Below are 23027 nucleotides of genomic sequence, written 5' to 3' on the forward strand. Positions count from 1 at the left end.
TCAAGGATTCGTTCGTGATTACGCGTGGGTCTGCGCGGTATTGCACAGCAACAAAAATCCCTCTCTTTCTTGCCGAGACATGTTCCAGACGTCACCTCGCCGCACTCCGGATCCGGCTGCGCTACTCGAGGCGCTACATGGCCTGCTGGCGCCCTTCTGGCCATTCGGGGTTGGCGATGAACCAATCCTTCGGCGCCAGATACTGGGTGGGCACTTCCGGAATCCGCTCTCTGTCGGATTGACGTTGGCGGATGCTCGCATGGCGCGATCATTTGCGGCGTTGGGCTTTGGCTCAATCGAGCTGTCGTTGTCGAGCCCCGATCTGACCGGGAGCGTGTCCCGTTTGGACAGCCTTACGTCCCTGATTTCCGAGATCCGGGACTGCGGTCGTCACGGTAATGCGGTCACGCGAGTAGGCCTTATCGTGAACGGTACATTGGAATCCTTCGCGAATGTAGACGGCTATGCCGAGGCGATCGGAATCGCCGTCGGGGAGGGCCTCGCCGATCATGTCACAATTGACCTGTCGCGTGGACACAGCGTCGGCTATAGCGATCCCCTGTTGCTGCGGCTGTGCGACCGTCTCGTGGCTGGGGTCATTGAAGTGTGTGATCGGATCCAAGGAACATCCGGTCGGCCGGTCTCAATTCTGGTCAAGATTGTCGACGACATCAGCAAGCCGGAGCTTGATGCCCTTGTATCGATGGCAGTCAGACGCGGGGCAGCCGGCATTATGGTTTCTCCCGTCTCCTCGGCACACGTCGGCGAAAGCCTGGCCGGTCGACCGGTTTATGGCCGGACCACCAAGATTCTCGCCGAGGTGGCGAGCCGCGTCGAGCCCGGAATGACGCTCGTCGGAGAAGGCGGGGTAGATGATGTGGAAACCGCTCTCGGCAAGGTTTCGGCTGGCGCGGATCTCGTCATCATCAATCCTGCGGTTGTGGCGGCGCAACCTTTGCTGCTGACGCGAATCAAATCGGCTCTGTTGAATGCGGTCAGGACGGGAATGAGCGTCAGCGAACTGGTCGGGCTCGAACTGGAAGGTTGGAGGGCGCGAGAATGGTGAGCGCGAGAAAGCCGCAGGTGTGGCCGGTCATTCACATCCTGTCGCCGGCGCTTGCCCTGGCTGCTGCTGAAGTCGCCGCAGAATGCGCATGTGCAGGTGTGTTTCTCATCAGCATGGACGGCTACGATCAACGACTCGACCCGATCGCGGACGAACTTCGAAAACAACTTCCCGCTCTTGCGATCGGCGTGAATTATCTGACGTTGACTGCTGACCGAGCGCTTTGCCGTAGCCTTGACCATGGCTATCAGGCCACCTGGACTGACGATGCAGGATTGCATTCGTCCGGCGCTGAGCCGCTTGCCCGGCAGTGTCGGCTACAGCTCAAGGATCATCCGGGGCACTTGTTCTTTGGTGCCGTCGGCTTCAAGGGACAGCGACACGAACCGGATCCCGCGGCCGCGGCGCGCCAGGCGCTTGAGCATGGCATGATCCCGACGACAAGTGGCCTGGCGACTGGTGTTGCGCCGGCGGCCGAGAAGTTAATTTCAATCCGGTCCGCGATCGGCCCCGAGGCGCCGTTGGCGGTAGCCAGCGGGATCACTCCGGAGAATGTCCGCGAGCTCGGACGCCCGGTAAGCCACATCCTGGTGTCTACAGGCATCGCGGCTGATTTCCACACGTTCGCTAAGGAAAAACTTGTTTCTCTCATGGCCAATTTGCCCGTTGGCTAACCGTGACCGGGGTACGCATTCATGATCCACCCGTACACTCACACCATGATGCCCCTGCACCTTGCCAAGCGCATGATCGAGCAGCGCGGCGGCGAATGGCGGATCGAATCGTGGCCGTTCTTGGAGATCATGAAGGGCGGCGAACACTTGGGTTCGGCCCTGATTGCCGATGACGTGGTTAGGTTTCTGGACATCACCAGAGCCTTAGCTTCCCGCCCTTCTTGAGGAGCATGAACCAATGACCGAGGAAAGTAAGACAATCGAGAGCGCTCCGTCCCCGCGTTCTCTAGAAACGCCGGGGACTGAGCGCAGCCAAGCGCGGAAGCAGGCGCAGGTGACAAAGTACCGCCAGATTCTTCAGAAGGCGACCGCTACGTCGCCGTTTCGAAACTCAGGCTCACGAAAGGGCAGACACTACCGATGATTCCAGATACCCGATCCAACCTCCGGTGACGAAATGAACACGCAGCACCAATGTGCCAGATCAACCTCAAATCGCGAAGAATCTAAAAGTGGTGGTGTCGCTTTTTTGCGACAGCCCACATAGGCCGGAACCAAATCCAGATTAGGCGATTGTAGTCACTGCGTCGTCGCACGTGCGGCGAGTGTATAGAAATTCCATCCGGGGGGATGTTCTGAAATGGCATTGGAATCCTTCGAGTCGTTGTCCGGTGGCGGACTGCGAAGTCCAAGGGCGTTTTCATCAAATCGACCAAATCGGCGAGCATGCGCGGACAGCGTTGGGCAATTGGCACCCGAGCGCTCTAGCTCCATTTCAAGAGATTAGTAACCATGACCACTGCAGTCAGTCGGACCGCGCTCTTCATTGACGGGCCAAACATCCACGCGGCTTCAAAATCGCTTCAGTTCGACCTCGATTACAAGGCTCTTCTACGCGAATTTCGCGGTCGAGGCGAGCTCGTCAGGGCATTCTATTACACCGCGATCAACGAAGACCTCGAAGTCAACGCCTTGCGCCCCTTGGTTGATTGGTTGGACTATAACGGCTTCACAGTCGTCACCAAGGCCACCAAGGAGTTTTTGGAAATTTCGACGGGCCGAAAAAAAATCAAGGGGAATATGGGTGTCGAGCTCGCCGTCAACGCGATGGAACTCGCCTCTCATGTCGACGAGATCGTTCTGTTCTCGGGTGACGGTGATTTCCGGTCCTTGGTCGAGGCGGTGCAGCGCCGCGGTGTGCGCGTGACAGTGGTGTCAACCATCAGGACCCACCCACCGATGATCGCGGATGAGTTGCGTCGGCAAGCGGATATCTTCCTCGAGCTCGATGATTTGCGTTTGGCATGTTCCCGATCGCCCGCGGAACGGCCTGTTCAGCGCGAGCAGGTGGCGAAGGCACCGGTAGTCGCCGCGTGCTCGAAATAGCCTGGAAGCAGGCATATTTCGGCGATCTGGCGTCTTCGGACACGACGCTGATCGCGCCGTTTCAGTTCAAGCCGCAGGTCCGGGCGAGGGGGAATGTTCGAGGTGCTCCGCATAGGAAGCCAGCAACTCGGCGGTGTCGGCCGCGACATCGTGTCCGTCGATCTTTCGGAACATGAAGATCAATCGTCCAGGGTTGCCTGCCCTGGCAATGAATCGCCCACACGGAGTGTGGTCCGGAAGGTCGACCACACATACTCCGGGGACGGTCGCTGTCACCGTGACGTCGGAATCCCGAAAGCTGATCTTTGCCTTCGGCCCACGATAGGCGTCAATATCGCTGAGCTCGATTTTGAGGCCGTCTGCTCCTTCACGATCGCGGAGGCGCTTCACGAAGTCTGTCAACAACGTGCGAAGCTGAACCATCTCCGGACTGTCCTCCCGGTGAATGACCTGCGCGTGCTGGTCCGGAAGTTGGTTGTTCGAAACGGACTCTCGAACTGTCCGGTAGTCGAATTGGCGGGTTGGTGGCGGGATAGGTGAAACCAACTGCCGCTGGGCGCCACGCGTCAGTCGCTCAGCATCCGTTTCGAAGCGGGAGCCTCTCTCGAACGGCGGCTTTGGCGCGTGCAAGGATAGCTCGAACAGCTCATCGCCACGCTGCAGGAAGGTGCCGCCGGCTAGTGCATGGATTTCGTCTCCCGGCCGCGCGTTGATGGCCTCCAACACGACCGCATGGATTCGACTGGAGCCATAGGATGCATTGGTGGCTGTCATACCGAAGTGCTTGAACACCCGGAAAGGCCGTTCGACACGAAAGTAGGAGTTCGCCCAACCCATGCCTGGCTCCCTCGGTTTGGGTATGGAGAGCGAGAATAGCCCCGCCTGCCGAAAGTACCAAGGCACGTTAACCAGCCGGTCTCGCCGCAAATTGCGTCCTGCGCCGCTTGCAGCTATGGATAGTGATGCAGGCGATCCTGAAATACCCCCGGACACCGCATTTGCGCGGCTCCGCCCTGCAGAACGGCGACGAGCCCGACCGCATCTCGATGTCCGAGCTCCGCGATCGCGGCGAGGTCGTCTGGGAGGAGAAGGTCGACGGAGGAAATTGTGGGATTTCGTTTTCCCCCGATGATGGGCGGCTCATCTTACAATCGCGAGGGCATTCTCTCGAAGGTGGCCCGCGCGAGAAGCAGTTTACGGTCCTCAAGCAGTGGGCGAGGGTGTTCGAGAAAGACCTGCGTGATGTCCTGGGTCTGGAATATGTCCTTTACAGCGAGTCGATGCTTGCGAAACACACGATCTGGTATGACCGACTCGAATCCTACGTGCTTTCGTACGATTGCTATAGCCGCTCGTCTAATCGTTGGCTGTCGACTGCGGCGCGCGCGCGTCTCTTTGGAGACCTCGTTACTCCGGTTCGTGTCGTCCACACGGGCTGGGTCGCGGATTGTGACGTTCCGAAGCTGGTGAAAGAATCCGCTTACAGATCGCCACAATGGAAGGAGAGCCTGCGGGGCGCGGTGGAAGCAGCAGGTGAAGATTTCGAGACTGTTCTCGGCCAGACTGACCCAAGCCCGTTGGCCGAGGGCGTCTATATGAAGTTAGAGGACGACCATCATACCCTCATGAGGGCCAAGTTCGTTCGGCCGGGCTTCGTCCAAGCTATCCTCGACAGTGGCGCCGTACACTGGGCGAAGCGTCCGATGATCAAGAACCAGCTCGCGCCCGGCATCGACATGTTCGCGCGGCCGTCCATGACCTCTGGGGTTGCGCCATGACAATCGATTGGCGGACTTTTGCCTCCGACGGCGTCATCGATTGGCCTGCGGTCGAGAAATCCTTCCCTTACGTGGACGAGATGTCCTCCTGCACACAGGATCCCATCTATCATGCTGAAGGGGATGTCTGGACTCATACGGCCGCGGTCGGCCGTGCTTTGTTGAGCGACCCAGATTTTGTGGGTTTGTCGCCTGCGCGACGAACGACGATGGCGTTGGCTGCCCTTTGGCATGACGTCGCCAAGCCCGAAACGCGGACCGAAGTCTTCGACGCGGAGCTCGATCGGCTGCGAGTCTCGCACCCCCACCATGCCTCCAAAGGCGCTTTGGTCGCCTGGCGTGATCTTTGGCGTGCTGATGTTCCGATTCACACCCGGCTCGATGTCTTCGCGCTAGTCCTTGGTCATCAGCAGATCTTCCGAGTTCTGAAGAACGAGGATCCAAGATTGTCATTGGCGCGCTTATCGACGCTCGGATCCTTGTATGAGCTTACGTTGCTTGGGCGGGCAGATAATCGCGGCAGGATTTGCGAGGATAAGCGGGTCGGCGATGATGAGATGGATTTGATCAGGATCGCGGCCGCGGAGAATTCCTGCCTCCACGAGCCATGGCCGTTTGCATCTCCACAAGCGCGCTTGCGGTTCGCACGCGGCGTTCCGGATAGCCTGTACTTCGAGCCGCGGCCTCCAAAAGGGTCGCGCGTCATCGTTCTTTCCGGGCTTCCTGGGTCCGGCAAGGACACCTATGCCGAGACCGTGCTCAAGGACTACGCCCAGGTGTCTCTAGATCGGACCCGGCAATCCTTGGGCGTCGACGCGGCCGATGACCAGGGCCGAGTTTCCCAGGCCGCGATCGAGGCCTGCCGGGTTCATCTTCGCGCCAAGGCGCCTTTTGTAGTCAACGCTACGAATTTAACGCGCCTTCAGAGAGCCAAGATCGTGACGCTCGCGATCTCCTATGACGCCCACGTCACGGTTCACGCCCTTGACGTGCCCGAGGCAGGGATCCGAAGGCAAAATCGCGACCGCAAAAATGTCGTGCCGGATGCCGTGATCGATCGGATGATCTCCAAATGGGAGCCGCCGACTTTGCTGGAGGCCCATGACGTGGTTTGGATCGGACCTGATTTCAGGCCGATCCCGAGGCCTGAGCTGCTGCCCGTGATCGCAGCTGTTCCCGCACCTTGAGCGTTAACAACGGGGACGGAGAGCGGGTCCGGGTGGACAGAATGGCGATCTTTGCCGAATAACGGCAAGAGGATCAAGGATTAGATATGAGCCACGTGCAATCCGCAGACGCCCTTTGGAAGGAAAATCCAGGCAGGACCGAAAGGGCGTTCCGGGCCTTATCTGAGGTGTTCGGGACTAGAATCCGATCCCTGGCAGCTACCCGAGTTATCCAGGAAGGGCCTTTGAGTTTGCTTCGGGTTGAGCTCGATAAGTGCCGCCGCGGCGACCTAGCGACGGCCCGGGAGGCTATTCCTGGAGCCTGTGTCCTGGCTTTGAATCGGTTCCATATCGATATTGATATGCTTCCGAAGCTCGCTCGTTCTGGCGCCCGGAAGGGGCCGTTCGACAAGGGAGCTTCGAACGAGCAGAGGAAGAAAGAAATCCTTGTGGCGCTCCGCAAGAAGAAGGCGGTTGGGCTCGAGTTCTACGACAATGTCTATGGACGACAGATCTCCGTGCTCGGGCGCGAGGACGGGCGTTGGCAGCTTCGGATCGTATCCGCCGATGGCCTGTTCGATCGAGCCCGCGCCGGCCACGAGATTGCTGATTATGTGATGGCGGGCTGGTGGAAATGAGCGTTGGCGCGACTCTTGCCGATCTAGCCCCGGAGAAAAGAGTGGGGGCCTTGGCGTCTGTTGGATGGCTCGCCATCGTCTTCGCGCTCTCCCAGCTCATTGGCCTTGGGGTCATCTTTCTGTTTGGTCTCGCAGGCCTCCTCGGATCTTCCAATCTGCTCGATAACGGCCCACTACTGGCAATGTCTGCCGTGGCCGGCTTCTTGCCCCAAGTGTTCAGCCTGCTGGCAATCGCTAACCGCTATTCCGGGGGAACTGCGCAAGTTCTCGGGTTGGTTCGCCCGGCACACCTCCGTCCTGTCGCGGCATTTCTTGTGCTCATGGCCGTCTTCTTGCTGGTCTCGGACTTCCTTGTGCATTTGTCTGGCCGGCCGATCGTGTCCGAATTCCAGGTTCTCAGTTATGGCTCTGCCGAGGAGTCCGGGATTGTGATGATGGTCTTCTACTGGCTGGCCATTGCGTTGTGCGCGCCGGTGGTGGAGGAAATGATGTTTCGGGGACTGGCTTTCTCCGGTTGGATCCCGGTGATTGGCGTTCTGCCAGCCGTTCTTCTCACTGATCTTGCGTGGACCTCCCTTCATCTGCAGTACGATCTCGCAGGGATGGTAGAGGTGTTTGCAGCTGGCTTGCTGCTCTCGACCGCTCGGATCGCCTGTGGATCGCTTTGGGTGCCGATCGCCATGCATGTGCTGATGAACGCGTGGGCGGTGTTTGAAACCGCGATTGGCGCCAAGTGGCCTTGGTGAGGGCCAGCTGGAGTTGTGGGTGGCTGGTCGACACGATGGCGAATTGCAACGGGGTAGGGTACTTGGACCTATACCCCTGCCTTCTCAGGAGAGAGCCAATGACCATGACTTTCGAAGATTTCCAGGCGACGCGCTTTGAAAGCCGTGATCTCGGCGCTGCCCTCGAGACGGACATGGGGATTCTGGAGCCGATCGCCGGAAACGTCTACTGCGGTGCGCTGTATATCGAGGAAGTTCAGGAACGGACTCCCAATGGGTATCCGAACGAGCACCGCGCCTTAGGCAAGTGGCATCTCGTGATCGAAAATGTGACCGAGATCGGCGATGATCTCGAGGCGTTCGAACGGCGCCTTTATGCCTGGGCTGTCACGTCCGCGCTACTCGGTGCAGCCAATTGAGCAGCGGATCGATCACGAGATCGAGATGCTATGCCGTGAATACAAGGCGTGGAACGAACGTAACAATCTCAATCTCGGCAGTGCGGATGAACATCTGCACGACGAATCCCTGACCGCAGAACAACAGGCGTGGGTACGCGACTTTTCGAACCGTTGGGAAAATTCGGCTCCGGTTCACATCAATGGGGGCATCGTGCCCGGACGGATGCGCTGACGCCGCTCGAACTCCGGCTCAAGGCTTTGGTTGACGATACGACGATATGGCGTGCTCGAGCGCGTATCCCCAGTACTTGGCATCGTTCTCTTGGCCGGTCACCTGGTTGATCCGCGGCAGGGCGGGCTGAACGATCTTTTGCACGACCGCAGCATTGAATGTGCCGGGTGAGCAGCTGTCATAGAGCTCAACGGCGGCGTCGAGCTCCTCCGCGGTGAAAAGATCGGTCAACGAAACAGTTTTCTGGTTGGTCATGGGCGAAGTCCCCCCGCCGTAATCCGGATCGTCCTGGTCGGTCACGACGTCTGGCCGAACCGAGGGGGAAATCGTCAAGACCTTCAACGCGAGAGCCCGCGGATCGTCAAGCTCCTTGAGGTGAAGCATGTGGTTCCGACCGCCGGTGTAATCCTTTCGTCCCTTGCAGGTACGCACCAGCAGGCCGTGCGCAGCACCGTTTTCTGCCACCATCGCAGATTGCGATGCCTGAATATACAATTTATCGTGGTGCAGAGTAACGTCGCCGCTCACGGCGATGCCGGCCTTATTTGAGCGGAGATCGTACGAGCCCTCCGGCAGCTCCAGGACCTCGGCCAGAGCTTTCAGCCTGGCGCGGGCGGTCCGGTGGAACGCTTGTTTTTGCTCCTGATCGTAAGAGCAGGACTTCGTCCAGTCGAACGCCTGTGCCATTTCGATCTCCTGTGCGTTTCGAGAGCGCCAATTCCCGATGAATTCCACCGCGGCGTCGAGCGCGCCGTGACGATCCAGATCCATATGCCCTCCGTCGAAAAGGAGCAACCGCTTGGGCTCAGCGGCCAATCCGTAGAGCGCTTCACCCTGGGAGACGGGGACAATGCCGTCGTTCCGACCGTGCAGGATGAGGACAGGGCATCCGATCGAGGCGATCCGCCGGCGCGAACAGAATTGCTCGCTCATCAAGGCCCCGATCGGCAGGAATGGGAACATCGAGGATCCCACCTCAGGCACAGAAGTGAACGGAGCTTCCAGCACCAGGCGTGCCAGAGGTCGCTCGCTTGCCAACTGCACCGCCACGCCGGTGCCGAGAGAATAACCCCAAGCAACTACGCGATCGGCGCCGTATAGCCGGGCAGCGGCGTCGTAGGCCGCATGAGCATCCAGGTAGAGCCCATTCTCGTTCGGTTGTCCGGTTGAACCAGCATAGCCCCGATAGGAAGGCGCCAGGATGCCAAAACCCTCGGCTATAAGGTTTCTGAAGCGTCCAGTTCGTGATGTCAGGCTCTGGCCGTTGCCGTGAAAATAGAGTACCAACGGCCGCCCTTTCGCCGGCGGCACGTGGATCGCAGCCAGCTGTTCTCCGTCTGAGGTCGCGATCACCATCTCCTCGGCCGCGGGGTGCACGGTCGGCGCCGCGATTCTCGACGCCGTTCGCTGATACAGGAGTGAGCGTTCAATCTCTTGGAGCGCCTCAGTCAACAAGCCAAAGAGTGGCAGCCTCCAAGCGCTGCGACTTGCCTGACTTGTTGCCGTTTCGACAATGGTCATCGCTTTGCGTTCTTCCTGATGGCATCTACGGCGCCAAACCAGGCGCCAGCCCTTCTTCGATCAGGTCGAACTCGGGTTGGTCATTCGCAACGAAGATAGGATCGACTACTTGCGCCTTTTGGTCTTCGAACTTCTTGAACGCTCCCGTCGGCTTCCTCTTTTCGTCGCGGACCAACTTGACAGCAGTCTCCATCATCTTATCGACGGCACGCCCGATCAATGGAGTGTGGACCGACAAGTTATGGAATAGTTCGTAGAACTCCGGGTCGTGATTGTTGTCGACGAGATTGGGCGCCTGATGCACGTATTCATGCAGCAGCAGGGAAGCGACCTTCGCGCAGCCGGAGAGACCTTTGGTCAAATCGCTCAGGCGATTGCGATTGATCCAAATCGTATGCTCGCCGTCGGTCCAGGCGGCGGCGGTCATTGATAGGCCGACCTTCAGCTCACGAGCGCGCGGCGTGGCATCTTTCCCGCCAGCCATGTCAACCATCATCTCGCACACCGAGGCGGGATAGGCGGCCAGATCTCGCTCTCGAGCAAGGCGCTGCCAGGGATACGGAGTCTCTTCGCCGAGATCGCGGCCGAGCTGGTAAATGCGGCTGATCTCCCAACCGAGGTTGTTGCAGCCCCTGGAGAAGACCTTCAGTGCGAACTTCTCGGCCGGCGATAAATCCTTGATTGGAACCTCTTCATAGTCGGCCTTCACGTACTTGCCGAAATCCTTCCCTTCGAGAATCTTCGCATCCCCCAGGGCCTGTTCGAGCATCAACAGCGGATTGCGCACCTTCCAGTCATGGATGCGTTTTGCTTCCTTTCCGGCTTTTTTTGCGATGTCAGTCTTGAATTCCTTCAGTGAACCATACCCGAACTTCGACAAGACCTCCTCGTCGAGGACGAGCGCGATCCCCCTTTGCAGAAGTCGATCGGCCACCATGTCTTTGGCCTTGGCAACGGCGATGCGATCACTGGCCCGGCCGAGCTTTGCGCCCAGATCGGCGAGCGAAAACATCGCGCCGCTGCTATTGCGCAGCAATTTAAGGTCCAGGATCTCAGCGAGAGACTTCGAGCCCACGCGAACAGCGTTGGCAATGGACTCCCATTCGTTGTCATTCAGCTTGGTCTTCTTGACGCTCTTCTCGACGGAGGTCGAACGTACTTTCGCGCTGATTTTCTTGAACACCTTGCATGCCGATACCACGTCATTGCGCGCAAAGTTCACGTCGAGAGGCACCTTTGACACGACTGTGCCGCCTGTGCCGTACGATGTCGCAGGATAGTCTTTGACGAAAACGCCGAGGTTGTAGACCGAGAGCGATCCGACATCGCGGAGCGAGTAGTAAGCGACGTCATCCTCGAAGTCCCATTTGCAGTCTTTCGGCAGCTTGTTGACGATCTCGCCGTTCAGTTCGAGCGGGATCTGCAGATATTTCATGTTGCGAGCGATTTCGCGCTCGATCTCGTCGATCTTCGATGGGATCAGCTTCTCGTAGAGCTCAATCTCGATGCGGCAGCCTTTATGAGACTCATCAAGCTTGTACAGCTGATAATTAAGTCCCTCATTCTTGCTGCCTTTCTGATACCTAAGATCGGTACGCATCCTATAGTTGTTGGAAATATATTTGCAAACGCCGGTCGCCAGGAGCTGGCCGCGCCCCATGCGGAACCGCCCGAACACAGCGTCGCCTTCTTCGTGCGGATGACCAAATGTTTCGAAGAAATCTTCGATTTCGCGATCGTCGACGAATCCCTTGCCATCATCCTCGATGATGAGCCGATCTTTTGTCAGCGTCATTCTGACCGACTTCGCGCCGGCGTCGACGCTGTTCTGACAACCTTCCTGCGCTGCCTTGCTCAACGTCCCTGCCTGACGCGTCATTACATCCCAAAGTAGTGCTGGATGCATTTTAAAAGCGCGGGTGGTGCCGCTCTCCGAAACGACGATGGTTGGGGCGCTTTGGTTCGAATGCTTGGTCATGCGTCGGCTCGATTTAGGTGGCTTACCGATTGACCGTACGGGCGGGCCCTGCAAGCGACAAACGAGCTTTCGTGGTCTTTCTTATTTCATTGTCGATCTCAATTTCGCTTGTCCACGTCTTCTAGATTCCGGCGCGTTGCAAACAGGACTGCGACGCGAGACGGTTATGTCGAAGGGGAAGTGGTGGATGTTCGATTTCGCAAAGTTCGATGCTCGGAAGGTTCTATGTGTGGGCGACCTCATGCTCCACGAGGTGGTTTATGGGCGAACTCGTTCGACGACATCCACGCCGAGCCTTGTTGCCCATAAATGGGAGGTATCGGTCGCCGGCTCGGCCGGAGTCGCGAAGTGGGTCGCGGCGCTTGGCGCTCAATCCAGTATCGTCGCTCCCGTCGGAGACGATCAGGGGGCATGTTCAGTTCGAGAACTGCTTGGGCGTGATGGAATTTCTCTTCGATTAGTTAGAGATACGGAGCGATCGACTGTTCGGACAATCCGGTATGTCACAGACCAGGCACCACCGATTCTGACCGTTGAGCGGGAGGGGCGGAATCCTGTCCGCGGACAGATCGAAGAAAGCCTCCTGGCCCGAATTATTGGGGAGGTTCTTGATGCCGACGTGATCGTTCTGTCCGATCACGATTGTGGTGCACTGACAGATCGTTTGATTCGCGACACCATTGCAGCTGCCCGTCAGCAGGGGATACCGACCCTGGTCGTTTCGTCGCAAGCTGACTTCTCCAAGTACGCTGGTGCAACGATTTTGGCGCCAGGTTTTGCTCACCTCTGCGCTTCGATTGGTTCCGTTCCGGCCAATGCAGACGAGCTCGAAATCGTTTCGCTGCAGGTTCTTGAGCGCGCCTCAATTGAAGCGCTCCTGGTGGTTCAGCCTGGGTTTGGCATGAGCTTTATTCCGAGGGCAACGACTGCCACCCATCTTGGCGGCTTCGGGATAGCGGACGCCGAGTTCCGATGCGGCGATGCTGGAATTGCGGCGTTGGCACTCGCTTTGGCCTGCGGCCTTCCGTGGGAGCAGGCCATGGAGGCCTGTTACGCGGCCGCATCAAGTGCGCTCGAGAATGGCAGCATCTTGCTTGACGCGCTCCGCGATGGAACGACCATCGCATAACCCGGTCACTGCTCGTTGGTTAACGAGCCTTCACCCTCTTGAAGGAATGGTGCTTGGCAATCGAATCCTTGGCGAATACGAGAAGAATGGGTTCTGGAGACTTCGCGACCACACGGAGGATTGTAGTGCAACACCGCGAATCGCGGATCGCAGCCAGGAGACGCATCTTTAAGGCTGGCGTGATTGAGTTTGGCGACGCCGTGCGTAGCGAAGTCGCATGCACAGTCCGCAGCATTTCCGAGACGGGAGCGGGCCTCATCCTCAACAGTCCGCTCTGGTTCCCGGACACCTTTACGCTCGTCATCGACAGCGATGGCTTTCGCAAACCCTGTCGCGCGGTCTGGCGCAAGGAAAACAGGGTGGGGGTCACTTTCATCGGATAAGGCCCGCCTGAGGATTCGGCCGCTTGCCGGTCACCCGCACCATGCTAAAAAGCGGCCGCATCAACAATAGGAGTGCATGGTGCCGAAGAAGACGACAAAAGGACCGGCGCGTAAGCCGTATACCAAAGACGACGTCAAGTTATTGAAACAGCACTCGAAAGCGCGCACGCCTGTCGCCAAGATTGTAAAGCAGATGAAGCGGTCAGAGGGGTCGCTTAGACAGAAGGCGAAGGGTCTCGGGATCGGACTCGGTCATCAACGATAGTCCACAGGGAGGCCTCGCCAGATCTGGAGCGATCTGGATTATGGCGAGGTACCTAGTGACCCTAGATTTGCATCCATCGCTTCATCTTTGGGTAGCCATGAACCTGCCGCGGGAGCTGGGTCATTCCGGCATGAAAGAGACCGTGAATTCCTAGATGACATCCAATGGCCAGCATGTCGTGGATTTCTTGGCCATTACCGTCGAACCCCTGGGCAAATGGCAGCCTGGTGTCGATCCCGATATGATGCGCGGCTGCATAGGACCACGCGATGGCCTCTTGCTCGCCGGATTGCATGATGGCCCTTGCGATGGGATCCTCGGGCCACGCCATGCAGTTCGGGTTGTCCTTGACGTATTGGGCCATAATCGGCGCCACGTCATCGACGTCTGCCGTAAGCTGTCCGCGAAACAGGCTCGGGATCACGGCGATATGGCCAGCCTCATGCAACATATCACCGACAATCTCGCTATCGTTGTTCTCAACAACGAGACCAGATCCCTCGATGCGCAGTTGATTGAGGAAGCCACGAGCTCCCTGTTCGATGCGAACCGAGATTCCGATCGCTTCGAGGAACGAGGCTGCTTTATCAAACATTTGCGATCCATCAAGCTACTTTCGCCCAAGCTCGCGTATCGTCGGCGGGCGATAGTGGCGTTCTGACATGCCAGAGAGTCCTGACAAACAGTGGACCGCTTGTCATGGTTAAAGGGTGAGCCTCATGACCTGCGCAGTGGGGCGAAATTGCCAGCTTCTTCGAAGCGTCTCGCCGTCGCAATTGCCACTTTCGAGCCCAACTGGGATAGTCGTTCAGTCGAATGATGGCGAGACTGGAGGTCACATGAGCTCAAACGAAATTCGTGAATTGGCGGGGTCCTTGCTTGTGGATAGCATGATGCTCTACGTTGGGCAGCGGATCGACGACGTCGGAAGGCAAATGGTCGAGAACTACCTCAAGAGCGGGCGAGGTGAACGCGCGGACATCCGCTCCACGATCGTCGACATGGTCACCGATGCGGGTCACTTCGTCACGTTCGAACGTAAGGATGCCGAGACGTCCTTCGATGCCGGGAACGCCTTGCGCGATGAATTCGTCATCCATTCCCCCGAGGTCGAGACCCGAGCCGCGGTCGCGATCGGCGCGCTCAAGGCCTATGCCTCGCAGAAAGGCTTCGACTTCGACAACATCCTCTGGCTGGCAAAAGATCACCTGAGGGCTGAGACCATGTCGCGATCGACAACGCCGTAGGGACCCATCATGGCCGATCATCGGGGCTACTTCGCCTATTGGCACGATAATCCGCCGGCGCCCTTTAATCCCGGACGCCGACCCGACGGCCGCGGATCGATACCGGAGGGTCTCGGCTTTCAATGGTCGCCGATCGCTTCTACGAAACCCACTCACGGGAGGAATGCAAGGCAGAGTGGGGGAGGCGATACGACGGACTTCTGGATGCGGAAAGAACTGCCAGCCCGCCGTGTCCTTGAGTGCCGGGATTCATAACGGCAAATCAGACGGCTTAAAGCAAGTCGGCGACATTGTCGTAGACGAGTTCGCGTACGGGGAGATCCGTTCGAGATTCGGCCCGCCAGTTCTCGTGACACAAGCTGCCGGGGCCACGCTCGGTAGAGCTGCGGGAATTGCCTTGGCAAGCGCAGCTTTCGGAGCCCGGTGTGGCGTCGTTGCTGTGGTCGGAGACGATTGTCGTGCGGAGCTGCTGCGTCAGCCTTCAAATCCGACCGGATTACCTTCTGACTTCTGAACGATTCAGATCGATCCACGTTGCGGCGGACCCGCTTCGTTGGAGATCACACGGCGAGCCCGCTGCTGTGTGCCGAATGGGACCGCGGCGAGCCAGTCCGTGCCCAGAACGAGGAAGGACTGCTAGCACGGATACTGGGCGAGGTTCTGCTGCTCAATTCACCTCGGTCTCCAACCGGTTCTGAAGTCGATAGCCGACCCCCGATTCGGTGACCAGCAGGCGCGGCTGGTTGGGATCGGCCTCGATCTTCTGGCGCAGCTTGCGCACCAGGATGCGCAGATACTGGATGTTGTCGCGCTGGTTGCCGGTCCAGATCTCCTTCAGCAGCTGATCGTGCGTCACCACCAGGCCGATATGTACGGCAAGTACGTGCAGCAGGCGGTACTCCTTCCGCGTCAGCTTGATCCTGGCCTGGTTGAGCGAGACGGTCCGGCTGACCAGATCGACCGACAGCGGCCCGGCGACGACGACCGGATTCTCGGTGGCGCTCTTGAAATAGCGGCGCAACGCGGCATCGCTGCGCGCCAGCAACTCGGCCATGCCGAACGGCTTGACGACATAATCATCGGCACCGGCCTGCAGCAGGCGAACCTTCTCGTCCTCGTTGGATTCGACGGAGAGCACGATCACCGGAACGTTGGACCAGGAGCGCAGCCGCTCCAGCGTCTCGCTGCCATGCAGGTCCGGCAGACCGAGATCGAGGATCACGAGGTCGGGCGCACTGAAGGTCGCGATCTTCAACCCGTCGGCGGCGTTCTCGGCCTCGACCACGGAGAAGCCGTGAATCTCGAACCCGGCGCGCAGGAAGCGGCGGATCTTTGGTTCGTCATCGATCAGCAGGACGAGGTTACGCGGCTTACTCATCGTCGCAGGTCACCAAATCTGAATCCGTGGTCTGCGCTGCCGGTAGCAAGATCGATGCCGTCGTCCCGAGGCCGTGGCCGCGGCTCGCGACCTCGACGGTGCCGTCATGTGCCCTGACGAAGGTCGATGCGATCCAGAAGCCGAGCCCGGAGCCGGGGACGCTCGCCTGGTGTCGCGGGCTGCGGAACGACTTGCGGCCGAGATGGCGCTGCTCGTCCAGCGTGACGCCAACCCCCTGGTCGATGATCGACATCACGACACGCCCGGCGACGTGCCGGGTCTGCACCGAGATCGTCGACCCGGACGGGGAATATTTGGCGGCGTTCTCGAGCAGCTGGCCACAGGCCTCCGCGAGCAGGCCGGAATCGACGTTGAGCAGCGGGAGATCGTCGTCAAATCCGATCTCGACGCGGTGCGCCGCCAGCCGCGGCGCACGCGCCTTGACGGCGGCGTTGACGATGTCGCGCGGGTCGGACCATTCGAGACGAGGCGTCAGCCCGCCGGCTGTGACGCGCGTCGCATTCAGGAGATTGCGGATGTGGCCGTCGAGCCGCGCGACCTCGTCCGAAACCGCCTCGATCAGCGAACGCAGCCGTTCGTCGGCGCTGACGGCCGGCATCGCGTGCATGACGCTCACCGATCCCTGGATGGCGGCCAGCGGCGAGCAGAGTTCATGCGAGAGTGTGCCGTGGAAGGCGTCCCGCAACAATTCGGCCTGCAGATGCATCCTGGCATCGTCCATCGCCTTGCCGATATCGAGCCGTTGCAGCGTCAGCGAAACCTCCTCCAGCACCGCCTCGATCCGGCGTGTGCGCAACGCGATCGCCTCGCGCGTACCGCGCCCGGCATTGATGGCGATGACGCCGTGCACCAGGGTTTTCGATCCGACGGCACGGAGCAGCCACACCTCCTGGGTCGATTCATCGATGACGCTGCGATCTGTTACGCCGACCGTCGCCGTCATCGCCGCTACGCTCTCCTGCACGGCCGGCGGGGCAGCTCCCAATTCCGGCGAGGATTCGAAATGACCTCCCGCGGACGCGACGAACAATGCAGCCCGCTGGCCGAGCGTATGGGCCAGATAATGACTGACGGCGTCGATCAGATCGGAGATGGTGAAGCAGGCGGCCAGGCGTTTGGAGAATTCGTAGAGGTGCTGGATCTCCCGCTCACGGCGCCGCAACCTTTCGGTCTCCTGTTGCAGGCGCGACGCCAGATTGCTGCTCACCAGCGCGACGACGAGGAAGACGAGGAGATCGATCGCCTCCTGTGGACTGTCGACCCGAAGGCTGTAGAGCGGCGAAAAAAAGAAGAAGTCGGCTGCGGCGATCGCGGTCAGCGATGCCAGCGTGCCCGACCAGATGCCCAATCGGGTGGCTGCATAGATGATCGGGATCAGATAGGCGATCGGCACCAGGTTCGCGGCGATCGGTTCATTGAGCGCAAACAGCAGCGCCGTGACGACGCCGATCGATCCAACCGACCACAGCAGGGGCCGGACGTCGGTCCACATGACCAATTGCGGCTTCGCTTCGAACCCCGGCGCGAACACATGCCCCGCTTCGGTAGGCCGCGCGCGGATATCCGCGAGCCGTTGAAACAGGGGCAGGGAATAGATCAAGGATTTTGCCTTCGCAGAGCACGACACCGGAGGATCCTCGTGTCACGGCCGTCGCGGCCAGCGCGATATCCGCCCCGGCAACATCCGATGAGAGCGTTGAAGACGTGGGTCCAGCGCCGTCACAATGGCGCACGCCCTCGCGAATGGTTCAACGTTCGATCGTCGGGCCGCTGCTCCGATGTCACCAACTACCCAACGATTCGAGCATTCCCCAGGAACGGATAGAAAATCCATGCTGCTGAGGCGGCTGAGAAATATAAAAGAAATAGTCGAAGCACGAGATCTGCGATTGCCGTCGCCGCCGGATGGATCGAATGGCAGACAAGACGGCGGCGCGAAGTGCCTTCAGTGCTGCTCAAGCAGGGCGGCATCATCCGATTTTTGCAGCATCTTATTGACATAGCCGAGCGCCAGCCGCTCTCCGGCAAGCTCCGGCTTCGACGTGCGGTTGAGTCCGAATTCGCCGGTCTGGTTCGTCCGCGGCGGGGTCAGCTTGGCGATCGCGGCCGAACTGACGTTTTCGGCTGGGTAGAGATAAAATTCCATCAGCGGAGTCTGCGAGCCGCCGGATTGCCGCTTCAGGACCGCATGCGCGCTCGCACCGGCCTCCGGATAGAGTGCGGTCCAGCCCGCAAAGCTGCTTGCCAAAATCTCCAGCGACAGGATCGCCGTCGCGATCTCGACGAAACCCTGGTTGGACTTCTTGGCGGCATTGCGGTCGACCGCTTGCTGCTGTTCTTCACCCGCTGCTGGGCTTATGGCGAGCTCTAGCACACCAACACCGATCCGGTGTTCGGTGTCGATCAGTTCAACGCCAACCGGAGCGGTCTGACCGCGCGGGTGGCGGCATCGCCTATGCGATCACCAACAACCTGATCGGCAAGTTCGAGTATCGCTACTACGACTTCGGCCGGTACGAGCGCGCTGCGCCGCTGAACGGCCAGATTCCCTACACGGTCGACAGCACGTATTCCGTCGTGACGGTAGGTCTCGACCACAAGTTCGGTGGTCCGGTGGTCGCGAAATACTGATCGGTCGCCGGACGTGGCGGCACGGCCGGAAAGGAGGGCAACGTGGTGATCTCGAGATTGAAGCGTACATTGCTGCGCGTCGTTGCGCTCGCCGGCGTCTGCGCCGCGGCCGCCGGCTGCGCCAGCGACGTGATGGCGCCTTCGGGGGACGGCTCCGCCCCCCACATGCGCTATTAGGGCGGTCCGAAGTTGCCGATGTGGCCGAGCCAGTAGGGATCTGATGCGACCACTTCGTTTTCACGGAGCAGGACGTTTCGGCATCAGGTTGGCGGTTCACCTTGGCGTATTGCTGGTGGTTGGCTCCTGCGGCGACGCGTCGGCGAAATCGGCCCGTCGGCATTGGCATGCCCGCAGGCCGCAGCTGGCGCACACGTCCGTGCGAGTGCTGGTAGCGCCGGCCAAAAAATGCGTCGGTCGATTTAGGGTGTGATGCCTGCCGACAGCTTCGAAGCTACCGCTAGAAAATCGGGACCTCGGCACGTCCCGCTCGCAGCTCCCAAAAAAGCTATGGGTGTAACATACAGGGTGTTGGAAGAGGCGTGGCGGTCACCATGTCCCGCTATAGGGCCACTATCAGGGGACAAGCGGAAGTGGCTCAGACATCGCCAAGCCGACGTGATTGACTCCAAGCGGCCACTGCGCTCAGTATCACTCGACCTCAACAATCATCTCGACTTCCACGGCGTTATTGGAAGGAAGCCCCGCCATTCCTACGGCAGAGCGTGCGTGTTTTCCAATTTTCTCGCCGAAAACGTCCACCATCAGATCGGAAAATCCGTTTATCACCTTCGGCTGGTCACCAAAACCGTCGGCCGAGTTGACCATCCCTAGGACTTTTACAATGCGTCTCACGTGATCCAAGCTACCAAGTGCGGCTCGCACTTTCGCCAACATGATCAGCCCAACTTGGCGAGCAGTGTCATAGCCTTCTTGAACCGTGAGGTCCCTGCCCACCTTGCCTTTGTACTTCCAATCGGGAGTTGCAGTAGTTCCAGCAAGGAACAGCAAGTTACCCACCCGCACCGAAGCGACGTAGTTCGCTATTGGCGGAGGGACCGACGGCAACGTGATATTCAGCTCTTTAAGTCTCGCCTCGGCGCTCGTGGCAACCTGTGCCAATGCGCAACCTGACGAAACGACTAACATTAGCATTCCAAGGCCACAGAAATTCATCAGGGCTTTCATGTATCGTTCTCCCTATCGTGCTCGTGCGCATGGCGCACGTTTGCAGATGCAAATTGGCGAAAGTTGACCACCGACGACATTGGCTTTGGCCCTATTCCCCCGAGCAGTCAACCATCGGGGACAGGTCGCGGCTGCGCAATCTATTTTTGATTGCCTTGACGGCATACACCATGGGCATGTGCTTGCCGTAATACTTGTCGAACGCTTCGGCGTTCTGCGGCTGGCTGTACAAGACCGTAACCGTTTCTCGTCCGCCATCGCGACGGACGAAACGAGTGACGAGGCTGCGACGATTGCTGTCCTGAATTTCAGCATCAGAAGTGCTCCGTCACTATTGTCGGATCAAACCATTCGGCAATAATTGTCGCTCACCGGAGTGGATATGTCTTATCCCAAATGGGAGATGCTAAGTTAAAAGATCAATCGCATCGGACAGGATTGTGGGTGGCAATTGCGAGGGTCGTATGCGTAGCTTGAGACTCGAAAGCCTAACAGACAAGCTACTAAGACGGGCGTTGTACATTGCGCACCATGATTTTGTAGCAACGGGGATCTCGAGTACGGGGACAGCCGTTTGCACCCAAACGACGAAGAAAACAGAACTCGCCAGAGGCGATCTGGGCGTTGCAGATATGGGGATGGTTGTCAGTCTCGTTGAAGTGCCTCCCGGGGCGTCGGGCCTGTTGCGCAACCATCCTGGTGAAGAAGCGTACTATGTCGTAGAGGGGGCTTCTGCGGAACGGCCAGACGGCACACCGTTTACGTTTGAGCCCAGAACCGCAAAATTCAACGTCCGTGATGCGCCACGTGGAGCCTTCAAGAACACAGGCGACAAAGCCCTCAAGCTACTTACCGTTCATCTCATTCAGAAGAGTGAATGACCAAAATGCGCAAGCGCGCACTCTGCCCAGGCACCGGAGCGGCAAAGATGGCAGCTCTCGATCCCAACGATGAGGCAACGCTTATAGCACAACCATCTTGGACAGAAGAGCAGCCAATTCGCTCTGGCGCGACACTCCGACCTTGGAAAAGACACGCTTGAGCACGACGCGCGCAGTTCCCTCGGCGATACCCAGCCTTTGAGCGGCCTGCACCGGTGAAAGCCCCGATCCGACGAGAGCTGCCACGCGCGCTTCCCCCAAGGTCAGGCCGAGAAGGTCTCGGACAATTGCAGGATCTGCCATAGCGTTCGCCGTCGGATCGATCACCAACACGATCACGCGAGCATGAGTTAGAAAATGAGTTGCCGCATCCTGCAACTCAGAGCCGCGAACTCGAATCACGTACAGCGCAAGAGGCCGATCAGACGTTTCTCGGTGAACCAAGATCGGCCTTGGGGAGTTGCTGTCCGGATGAACCGAGAGCATCTGGTCGATTGCGGCCTCAAGCTCCCGCTGCTCCTGCGATAGGCCAACCGAGAGCCGGCTGCCACTGATCGCTAAGCCGCCGCCGAGATGGCGCACCGCTGCTGGATTGGAGAAGATGATGCGCTTGCTCGAATCGAGGACAAAGACGCCAATGCCGATACGCACAAGCGCGTCGCTCAGCGCCAGTTTGGACAATTCGGCATCGAAAAGCCGGACACTCAGGCGCAGGGCATTTTCGGCGTGGTGGGCCAGGCGAGCAATCACCTCAAGTTCATCATCTGAAAACGGCGCCGTTGATTTGGATCGCTGGATACTGATCCAAACATCAATCAGCGGGTCCGGGGAAATTGCGGCTCCAGCGAACCAGCCGAGGCCATGCGGGACGAGAAACTGCGTGTAAATGGGGTGTTCTTCGATCTCCTGCGGGGTCACGACATGGCGATCGGTGATTGCTTGCTTGCGGCTGATGTAGGCCTGCTCGATAGCCCTGAGGCTACGAATGTCGTGGCGCCACCACTTTTCCTGGAAGGCCTCCTGAGCCGCGATAAGTTTGGGCGAGACGATTGTTCCAAAACTCCCATCGTCGCGGCGCCACATTAGAACGGTTCCGACCGCACCCAAGACATCGGCGATGGCCTGCAACGCGGACGGCCAATTGGACGGCTGCGGCGCGGAATGGTAAATGGCCTCAATCGCGGCAACGAACCGGCCATCTTCTGAAACTTCACTCATCTCCGGTCTTTCGCCGTCCGTTGCCGCCCAAGGCACTGCCAACGAGCATGCAGACAAGTTCAGCTTGCCTGGAAACTCCTGTCTTGCCGAATACCGACTTCAATTGCTGCCTGACCGTGCCCACGGTCACGCCGGCCTTGATCGCCAAGTCCTCGATGGTGTTTCCTTCCGCAATTCCGCGCGCAACTCTAGCCTCCGCTGGTGTAAGGTCGAACAAACCTTGAATGACGTCGGACGAGACGATCGCCAGTCTACTCACTTGGGTCACGATCAGCACGCAGGATGCCAGGGTGAACACCTCGTTGGCAGCACCGCGTATCGGAACGAGGTGAACAACCGATGCCGGCGTTTCCTCCGTTGCGGGAAGGGGAATGGAACGAAGCGATTTCGAATCCTGACAACCGAGCTGCAAGAATGATTCGCCCAGGATTGCGTCAGCCCGGCGATCGACGAGCGTCACGCGGGACGTCCGATCCTGAACGACGCTAGGGATAAGAACATCGAACAGTTTGTTGGTTGCCAATATTCGGTTCGAGAGAGACAAAACGGCGCAAGGCAGCCCTATCAGCCCCAGGATTTCAGCTGCGGCTTTGGCCTTCTCGAGACCCAGCCTGCCTGATAGAACGGACGCGCGTGCGAGGTGCGGACGAAGAGGGTCGAGTGCACGGATGGCCTCCGAGCTAACCGGGCCGTCCGAGAATTTCTTTTCCCAGCTGAATATGGCGATGTCTCCGCCCGGCGCCTGAACTACTGTCCCGGCACACCATCCTGCTCCCTTGCGTCGCAAGTAGGAATAAGCCGGGTCCTGATCCATCTCATCCGGGCTGAAGAGCTCATGGTCACCAACAAAACCCGGATAATTTCTTGCGATTGCTCGCTGTGGCCGAGGGTTCAGCGCTGCATACCCGTCTTCAATGAAGTCCTCATAAATCCGACGCAGCACAGGTGAGGCAACGTAGCCCGAAAACTGCCGATTTGCCGTAAACAGAATACCGCCTATGGAGTCAATCTGGCGTCCGATCTGATCGAGGAGATGCTGCCATTTGTCAGGGATAACGGCAGCCTCGTAGATGTCGTCGATGAGTTGCTCGGTAATCAGCATTTGGGCCGCACCCGAAAGCGCA

The 23027-nt window shown here is 59.0% G+C and carries 26 protein-coding genes; 15 read left to right on the top strand and 11 right to left on the bottom strand.

The genetic code is table 11. The features are described 5' to 3' along the window. Positions 1-259: 259 nt before the first annotated feature. From ACVIGB_RS00665 to ACVIGB_RS00680, 4 genes are all read left to right on the top strand, one after another. A complete protein-coding gene (locus tag ACVIGB_RS00665; RefSeq protein WP_456717574.1) occupies positions 260-1066 on the top strand; it encodes a hypothetical protein in 807 nt (268 codons plus the stop codon). Continuing rightward, positions 1060-1740: a hypothetical protein gene (locus ACVIGB_RS00670; protein ID WP_456717573.1), complete on the top strand. Its 681-nt coding sequence runs from the start codon at positions 1060-1062 to the stop codon at positions 1738-1740. The genes ACVIGB_RS00665 and ACVIGB_RS00670 overlap by 7 nt, the downstream gene beginning before the upstream one ends. A gap of 21 nt (positions 1741-1761) precedes the next feature. Continuing rightward, the gene (locus tag ACVIGB_RS00675; RefSeq protein WP_456717572.1) at positions 1762-1965 is read left to right on the top strand and encodes a hypothetical protein; all 204 of its coding nucleotides are present in this window, start codon (positions 1762-1764) and stop codon (positions 1963-1965) included. 567 nt (positions 1966-2532) lie between these two features. Next, positions 2533-3126: a LabA-like NYN domain-containing protein gene (locus ACVIGB_RS00680; protein ID WP_456717571.1), complete on the top strand. Its 594-nt coding sequence runs from the start codon at positions 2533-2535 to the stop codon at positions 3124-3126. Between the two features lie 66 nt (positions 3127-3192). On the opposite strand, the gene ACVIGB_RS00685 is transcribed toward ACVIGB_RS00680, so the two are convergent. Continuing rightward, positions 3193-3963 carry a hypothetical protein gene (locus ACVIGB_RS00685; protein ID WP_456717570.1) on the bottom strand — a complete coding sequence of 257 codons (771 nt, stop codon included), beginning with the start codon at positions 3961-3963 and terminating at the stop codon, positions 3193-3195. Positions 3964-4088: 125 nt separating this feature from the next. Here ACVIGB_RS00685 and ACVIGB_RS00690 point away from each other — a divergent pair, with 125 nt between their 5' ends. The 6 genes from ACVIGB_RS00690 (at position 4089) to ACVIGB_RS00715 (ending at position 8066) form a co-directional block, all read left to right on the top strand. Further along, on the top strand, positions 4089-4904 hold the full coding sequence (locus tag ACVIGB_RS00690) for an RNA ligase family protein (RefSeq protein WP_456717569.1): 816 nt from the start codon (positions 4089-4091) through the stop codon (positions 4902-4904). Next, positions 4901-6091 carry an AAA family ATPase gene (locus tag ACVIGB_RS00695; protein WP_456717568.1) on the top strand — a complete coding sequence of 397 codons (1191 nt, stop codon included), beginning with the start codon at positions 4901-4903 and terminating at the stop codon, positions 6089-6091. The genes ACVIGB_RS00690 and ACVIGB_RS00695 overlap by 4 nt, the downstream gene beginning before the upstream one ends. Before the next feature lie 224 nt (positions 6092-6315). Next, positions 6316-6708: a hypothetical protein gene (locus ACVIGB_RS00700; protein WP_456717567.1), complete on the top strand. Its 393-nt coding sequence runs from the start codon at positions 6316-6318 to the stop codon at positions 6706-6708. Continuing rightward, a complete protein-coding gene (locus ACVIGB_RS00705; protein WP_456717566.1) occupies positions 6705-7454 on the top strand; it encodes a CPBP family intramembrane glutamic endopeptidase in 750 nt (249 codons plus the stop codon). Before ACVIGB_RS00700 ends, ACVIGB_RS00705 begins: the two co-directional genes overlap by 4 nt. A gap of 98 nt (positions 7455-7552) precedes the next feature. Next, the gene (locus ACVIGB_RS00710; RefSeq protein ID WP_456749066.1) at positions 7553-7852 is read left to right on the top strand and encodes a hypothetical protein; all 300 of its coding nucleotides are present in this window, start codon (positions 7553-7555) and stop codon (positions 7850-7852) included. Then, positions 7839-8066, top strand: coding sequence for a hypothetical protein (locus tag ACVIGB_RS00715; protein ID WP_456749067.1), 228 nt, complete (start codon positions 7839-7841; stop codon positions 8064-8066). Before ACVIGB_RS00710 ends, ACVIGB_RS00715 begins: the two co-directional genes overlap by 14 nt. Before the next feature lie 18 nt (positions 8067-8084). Here ACVIGB_RS00715 and ACVIGB_RS00720 read toward each other — a convergent pair whose 3' ends face one another. Both ACVIGB_RS00720 and ACVIGB_RS00725 read right to left on the bottom strand, forming a co-directional pair. Beyond that, complete coding sequence (locus ACVIGB_RS00720; RefSeq protein ID WP_456749068.1) at positions 8085-9587, bottom strand: alpha/beta hydrolase; 1503 nt, start codon at positions 9585-9587, stop codon at positions 8085-8087. 25 nt (positions 9588-9612) lie between these two features. Then, entirely contained in the window at positions 9613-11565 is a 1953-nt protein-coding gene (locus ACVIGB_RS00725) for an ATP-binding protein (RefSeq protein ID WP_456717562.1), read from the bottom strand. A gap of 187 nt (positions 11566-11752) precedes the next feature. On the opposite strand from ACVIGB_RS00725, the gene ACVIGB_RS00730 reads away from it, so the two are divergent. The 3 genes from ACVIGB_RS00730 to ACVIGB_RS00740 all read left to right on the top strand — a co-directional run bounded on the left by ACVIGB_RS00730 (position 11753) and on the right by ACVIGB_RS00740 (position 13342). Further along, on the top strand, positions 11753-12694 hold the full coding sequence (locus tag ACVIGB_RS00730) for a bifunctional heptose 7-phosphate kinase/heptose 1-phosphate adenyltransferase (RefSeq protein ID WP_456717561.1): 942 nt from the start codon (positions 11753-11755) through the stop codon (positions 12692-12694). Between the two features lie 125 nt (positions 12695-12819). After that, positions 12820-13077, top strand: coding sequence for a PilZ domain-containing protein (locus tag ACVIGB_RS00735; protein WP_456717560.1), 258 nt, complete (start codon positions 12820-12822; stop codon positions 13075-13077). Between the two features lie 76 nt (positions 13078-13153). Next, positions 13154-13342, top strand: coding sequence for a hypothetical protein (locus ACVIGB_RS00740; protein WP_456717559.1), 189 nt, complete (start codon positions 13154-13156; stop codon positions 13340-13342). Between the two features lie 61 nt (positions 13343-13403). On the opposite strand, the gene ACVIGB_RS00745 is transcribed toward ACVIGB_RS00740, so the two are convergent. Further along, positions 13404-13937 carry a hypothetical protein gene (locus ACVIGB_RS00745; RefSeq protein WP_456717558.1) on the bottom strand — a complete coding sequence of 178 codons (534 nt, stop codon included), beginning with the start codon at positions 13935-13937 and terminating at the stop codon, positions 13404-13406. Between the two features lie 298 nt (positions 13938-14235). Between ACVIGB_RS00745 and ACVIGB_RS00750 the strand changes: the two genes are divergently transcribed. Then, the gene (locus ACVIGB_RS00750) at positions 14236-14589 is read left to right on the top strand and encodes a hypothetical protein (RefSeq protein ID WP_456749069.1); all 354 of its coding nucleotides are present in this window, start codon (positions 14236-14238) and stop codon (positions 14587-14589) included. 667 nt (positions 14590-15256) lie between these two features. Here ACVIGB_RS00750 and ACVIGB_RS00755 read toward each other — a convergent pair. From ACVIGB_RS00755 to ACVIGB_RS00775, 5 genes are all read right to left on the bottom strand, one after another. Continuing rightward, the gene (locus tag ACVIGB_RS00755) at positions 15257-15967 is read right to left on the bottom strand and encodes a response regulator (RefSeq protein ID WP_456717556.1); all 711 of its coding nucleotides are present in this window, start codon (positions 15965-15967) and stop codon (positions 15257-15259) included. Continuing rightward, a complete protein-coding gene (locus tag ACVIGB_RS00760; RefSeq protein ID WP_456717555.1) occupies positions 15960-17615 on the bottom strand; it encodes a DUF4118 domain-containing protein in 1656 nt (551 codons plus the stop codon). The genes ACVIGB_RS00755 and ACVIGB_RS00760 overlap by 8 nt, the downstream gene beginning before the upstream one ends. A gap of 318 nt (positions 17616-17933) precedes the next feature. Next, complete coding sequence (locus ACVIGB_RS00765) at positions 17934-18362, bottom strand: hypothetical protein (protein WP_456717554.1); 429 nt, start codon at positions 18360-18362, stop codon at positions 17934-17936. 175 nt (positions 18363-18537) lie between these two features. After that, positions 18538-18786 (bottom strand): hypothetical protein, encoded by a 249-nt coding sequence (locus ACVIGB_RS00770; RefSeq protein WP_456717553.1) that lies wholly within the window; start codon positions 18784-18786, stop codon positions 18538-18540. A 481-nt stretch (positions 18787-19267) separates the two neighbouring features. Beyond that, the gene (locus ACVIGB_RS00775; protein WP_456717552.1) at positions 19268-19804 is read right to left on the bottom strand and encodes a RidA family protein; all 537 of its coding nucleotides are present in this window, start codon (positions 19802-19804) and stop codon (positions 19268-19270) included. Between the two features lie 464 nt (positions 19805-20268). On the opposite strand from ACVIGB_RS00775, the gene ACVIGB_RS00780 reads away from it, so the two are divergent. Then, positions 20269-20685, top strand: a complete 417-nt coding sequence (locus tag ACVIGB_RS00780; protein ID WP_456717551.1) for a cupin domain-containing protein — start codon at positions 20269-20271, stop codon at positions 20683-20685. Between the two features lie 81 nt (positions 20686-20766). On the opposite strand, the gene ACVIGB_RS00785 is transcribed toward ACVIGB_RS00780, so the two are convergent. Together ACVIGB_RS00785 and ACVIGB_RS00790 are read right to left on the bottom strand one after the other, a co-directional pair. Continuing rightward, entirely contained in the window at positions 20767-21903 is a 1137-nt protein-coding gene (locus tag ACVIGB_RS00785; protein WP_456717550.1) for a helix-turn-helix transcriptional regulator, read from the bottom strand. Next, positions 21896-23005, bottom strand: coding sequence for a helix-turn-helix transcriptional regulator (locus tag ACVIGB_RS00790; protein ID WP_456717549.1), 1110 nt, complete (start codon positions 23003-23005; stop codon positions 21896-21898). Before ACVIGB_RS00790 ends, ACVIGB_RS00785 begins: the two co-directional genes overlap by 8 nt. Positions 23006-23027 lie beyond the last annotated feature (22 nt).

Source organism: Bradyrhizobium sp. USDA 4341 (assembly GCF_054063755.1).

Excerpts from the sequence above, each read along its gene's own strand:
- ACVIGB_RS00680 (WP_456717571.1), top strand. The coding sequence starts at position 2,533 with ATGACCACTGCAGTCAGTCGGACCGCGCTCTTCATTGACGGGCCAAAC.
- ACVIGB_RS00670 (WP_456717573.1), top strand. The coding sequence starts at position 1,060 with ATGGTGAGCGCGAGAAAGCCGCAGGTGTGGCCGGTCATTCACATCCTG.
- ACVIGB_RS00725 (WP_456717562.1), bottom strand. The coding sequence starts at position 11,565 with ATGACCAAGCATTCGAACCAAAGCGCCCCAACCATCGTCGTTTCGGAG.
- ACVIGB_RS00690 (WP_456717569.1), top strand. The coding sequence starts at position 4,089 with ATGCAGGCGATCCTGAAATACCCCCGGACACCGCATTTGCGCGGCTCC.
- ACVIGB_RS00710 (WP_456749066.1), top strand. The coding sequence starts at position 7,553 with ATGACCATGACTTTCGAAGATTTCCAGGCGACGCGCTTTGAAAGCCGT.
- ACVIGB_RS00770 (WP_456717553.1), bottom strand. The coding sequence starts at position 18,786 with ATGTGGGGGGCGGAGCCGTCCCCCGAAGGCGCCATCACGTCGCTGGCG.
- ACVIGB_RS00665 (WP_456717574.1), top strand. The coding sequence starts at position 260 with ATGGCGCGATCATTTGCGGCGTTGGGCTTTGGCTCAATCGAGCTGTCG.
- ACVIGB_RS00790 (WP_456717549.1), bottom strand. The coding sequence starts at position 23,005 with ATGCTGATTACCGAGCAACTCATCGACGACATCTACGAGGCTGCCGTT.
- ACVIGB_RS00740 (WP_456717559.1), top strand. The coding sequence starts at position 13,154 with ATGGTGCCGAAGAAGACGACAAAAGGACCGGCGCGTAAGCCGTATACC.
- ACVIGB_RS00775 (WP_456717552.1), bottom strand. The coding sequence starts at position 19,804 with ATGAAAGCCCTGATGAATTTCTGTGGCCTTGGAATGCTAATGTTAGTC.
- ACVIGB_RS00675 (WP_456717572.1), top strand. The coding sequence starts at position 1,762 with ATGATCCACCCGTACACTCACACCATGATGCCCCTGCACCTTGCCAAG.
- ACVIGB_RS00730 (WP_456717561.1), top strand. The coding sequence starts at position 11,753 with ATGTTCGATTTCGCAAAGTTCGATGCTCGGAAGGTTCTATGTGTGGGC.
- ACVIGB_RS00685 (WP_456717570.1), bottom strand. The coding sequence starts at position 3,963 with ATGGGTTGGGCGAACTCCTACTTTCGTGTCGAACGGCCTTTCCGGGTG.
- ACVIGB_RS00785 (WP_456717550.1), bottom strand. The coding sequence starts at position 21,903 with ATGAGTGAAGTTTCAGAAGATGGCCGGTTCGTTGCCGCGATTGAGGCC.
- ACVIGB_RS00745 (WP_456717558.1), bottom strand. The coding sequence starts at position 13,937 with ATGTTTGATAAAGCAGCCTCGTTCCTCGAAGCGATCGGAATCTCGGTT.
- ACVIGB_RS00720 (WP_456749068.1), bottom strand. The coding sequence starts at position 9,587 with ATGACCATTGTCGAAACGGCAACAAGTCAGGCAAGTCGCAGCGCTTGG.
- ACVIGB_RS00695 (WP_456717568.1), top strand. The coding sequence starts at position 4,901 with ATGACAATCGATTGGCGGACTTTTGCCTCCGACGGCGTCATCGATTGG.
- ACVIGB_RS00780 (WP_456717551.1), top strand. The coding sequence starts at position 20,269 with ATGCGTAGCTTGAGACTCGAAAGCCTAACAGACAAGCTACTAAGACGG.
- ACVIGB_RS00705 (WP_456717566.1), top strand. The coding sequence starts at position 6,705 with ATGAGCGTTGGCGCGACTCTTGCCGATCTAGCCCCGGAGAAAAGAGTG.
- ACVIGB_RS00750 (WP_456749069.1), top strand. The coding sequence starts at position 14,236 with ATGCTCTACGTTGGGCAGCGGATCGACGACGTCGGAAGGCAAATGGTC.
- ACVIGB_RS00755 (WP_456717556.1), bottom strand. The coding sequence starts at position 15,967 with ATGAGTAAGCCGCGTAACCTCGTCCTGCTGATCGATGACGAACCAAAG.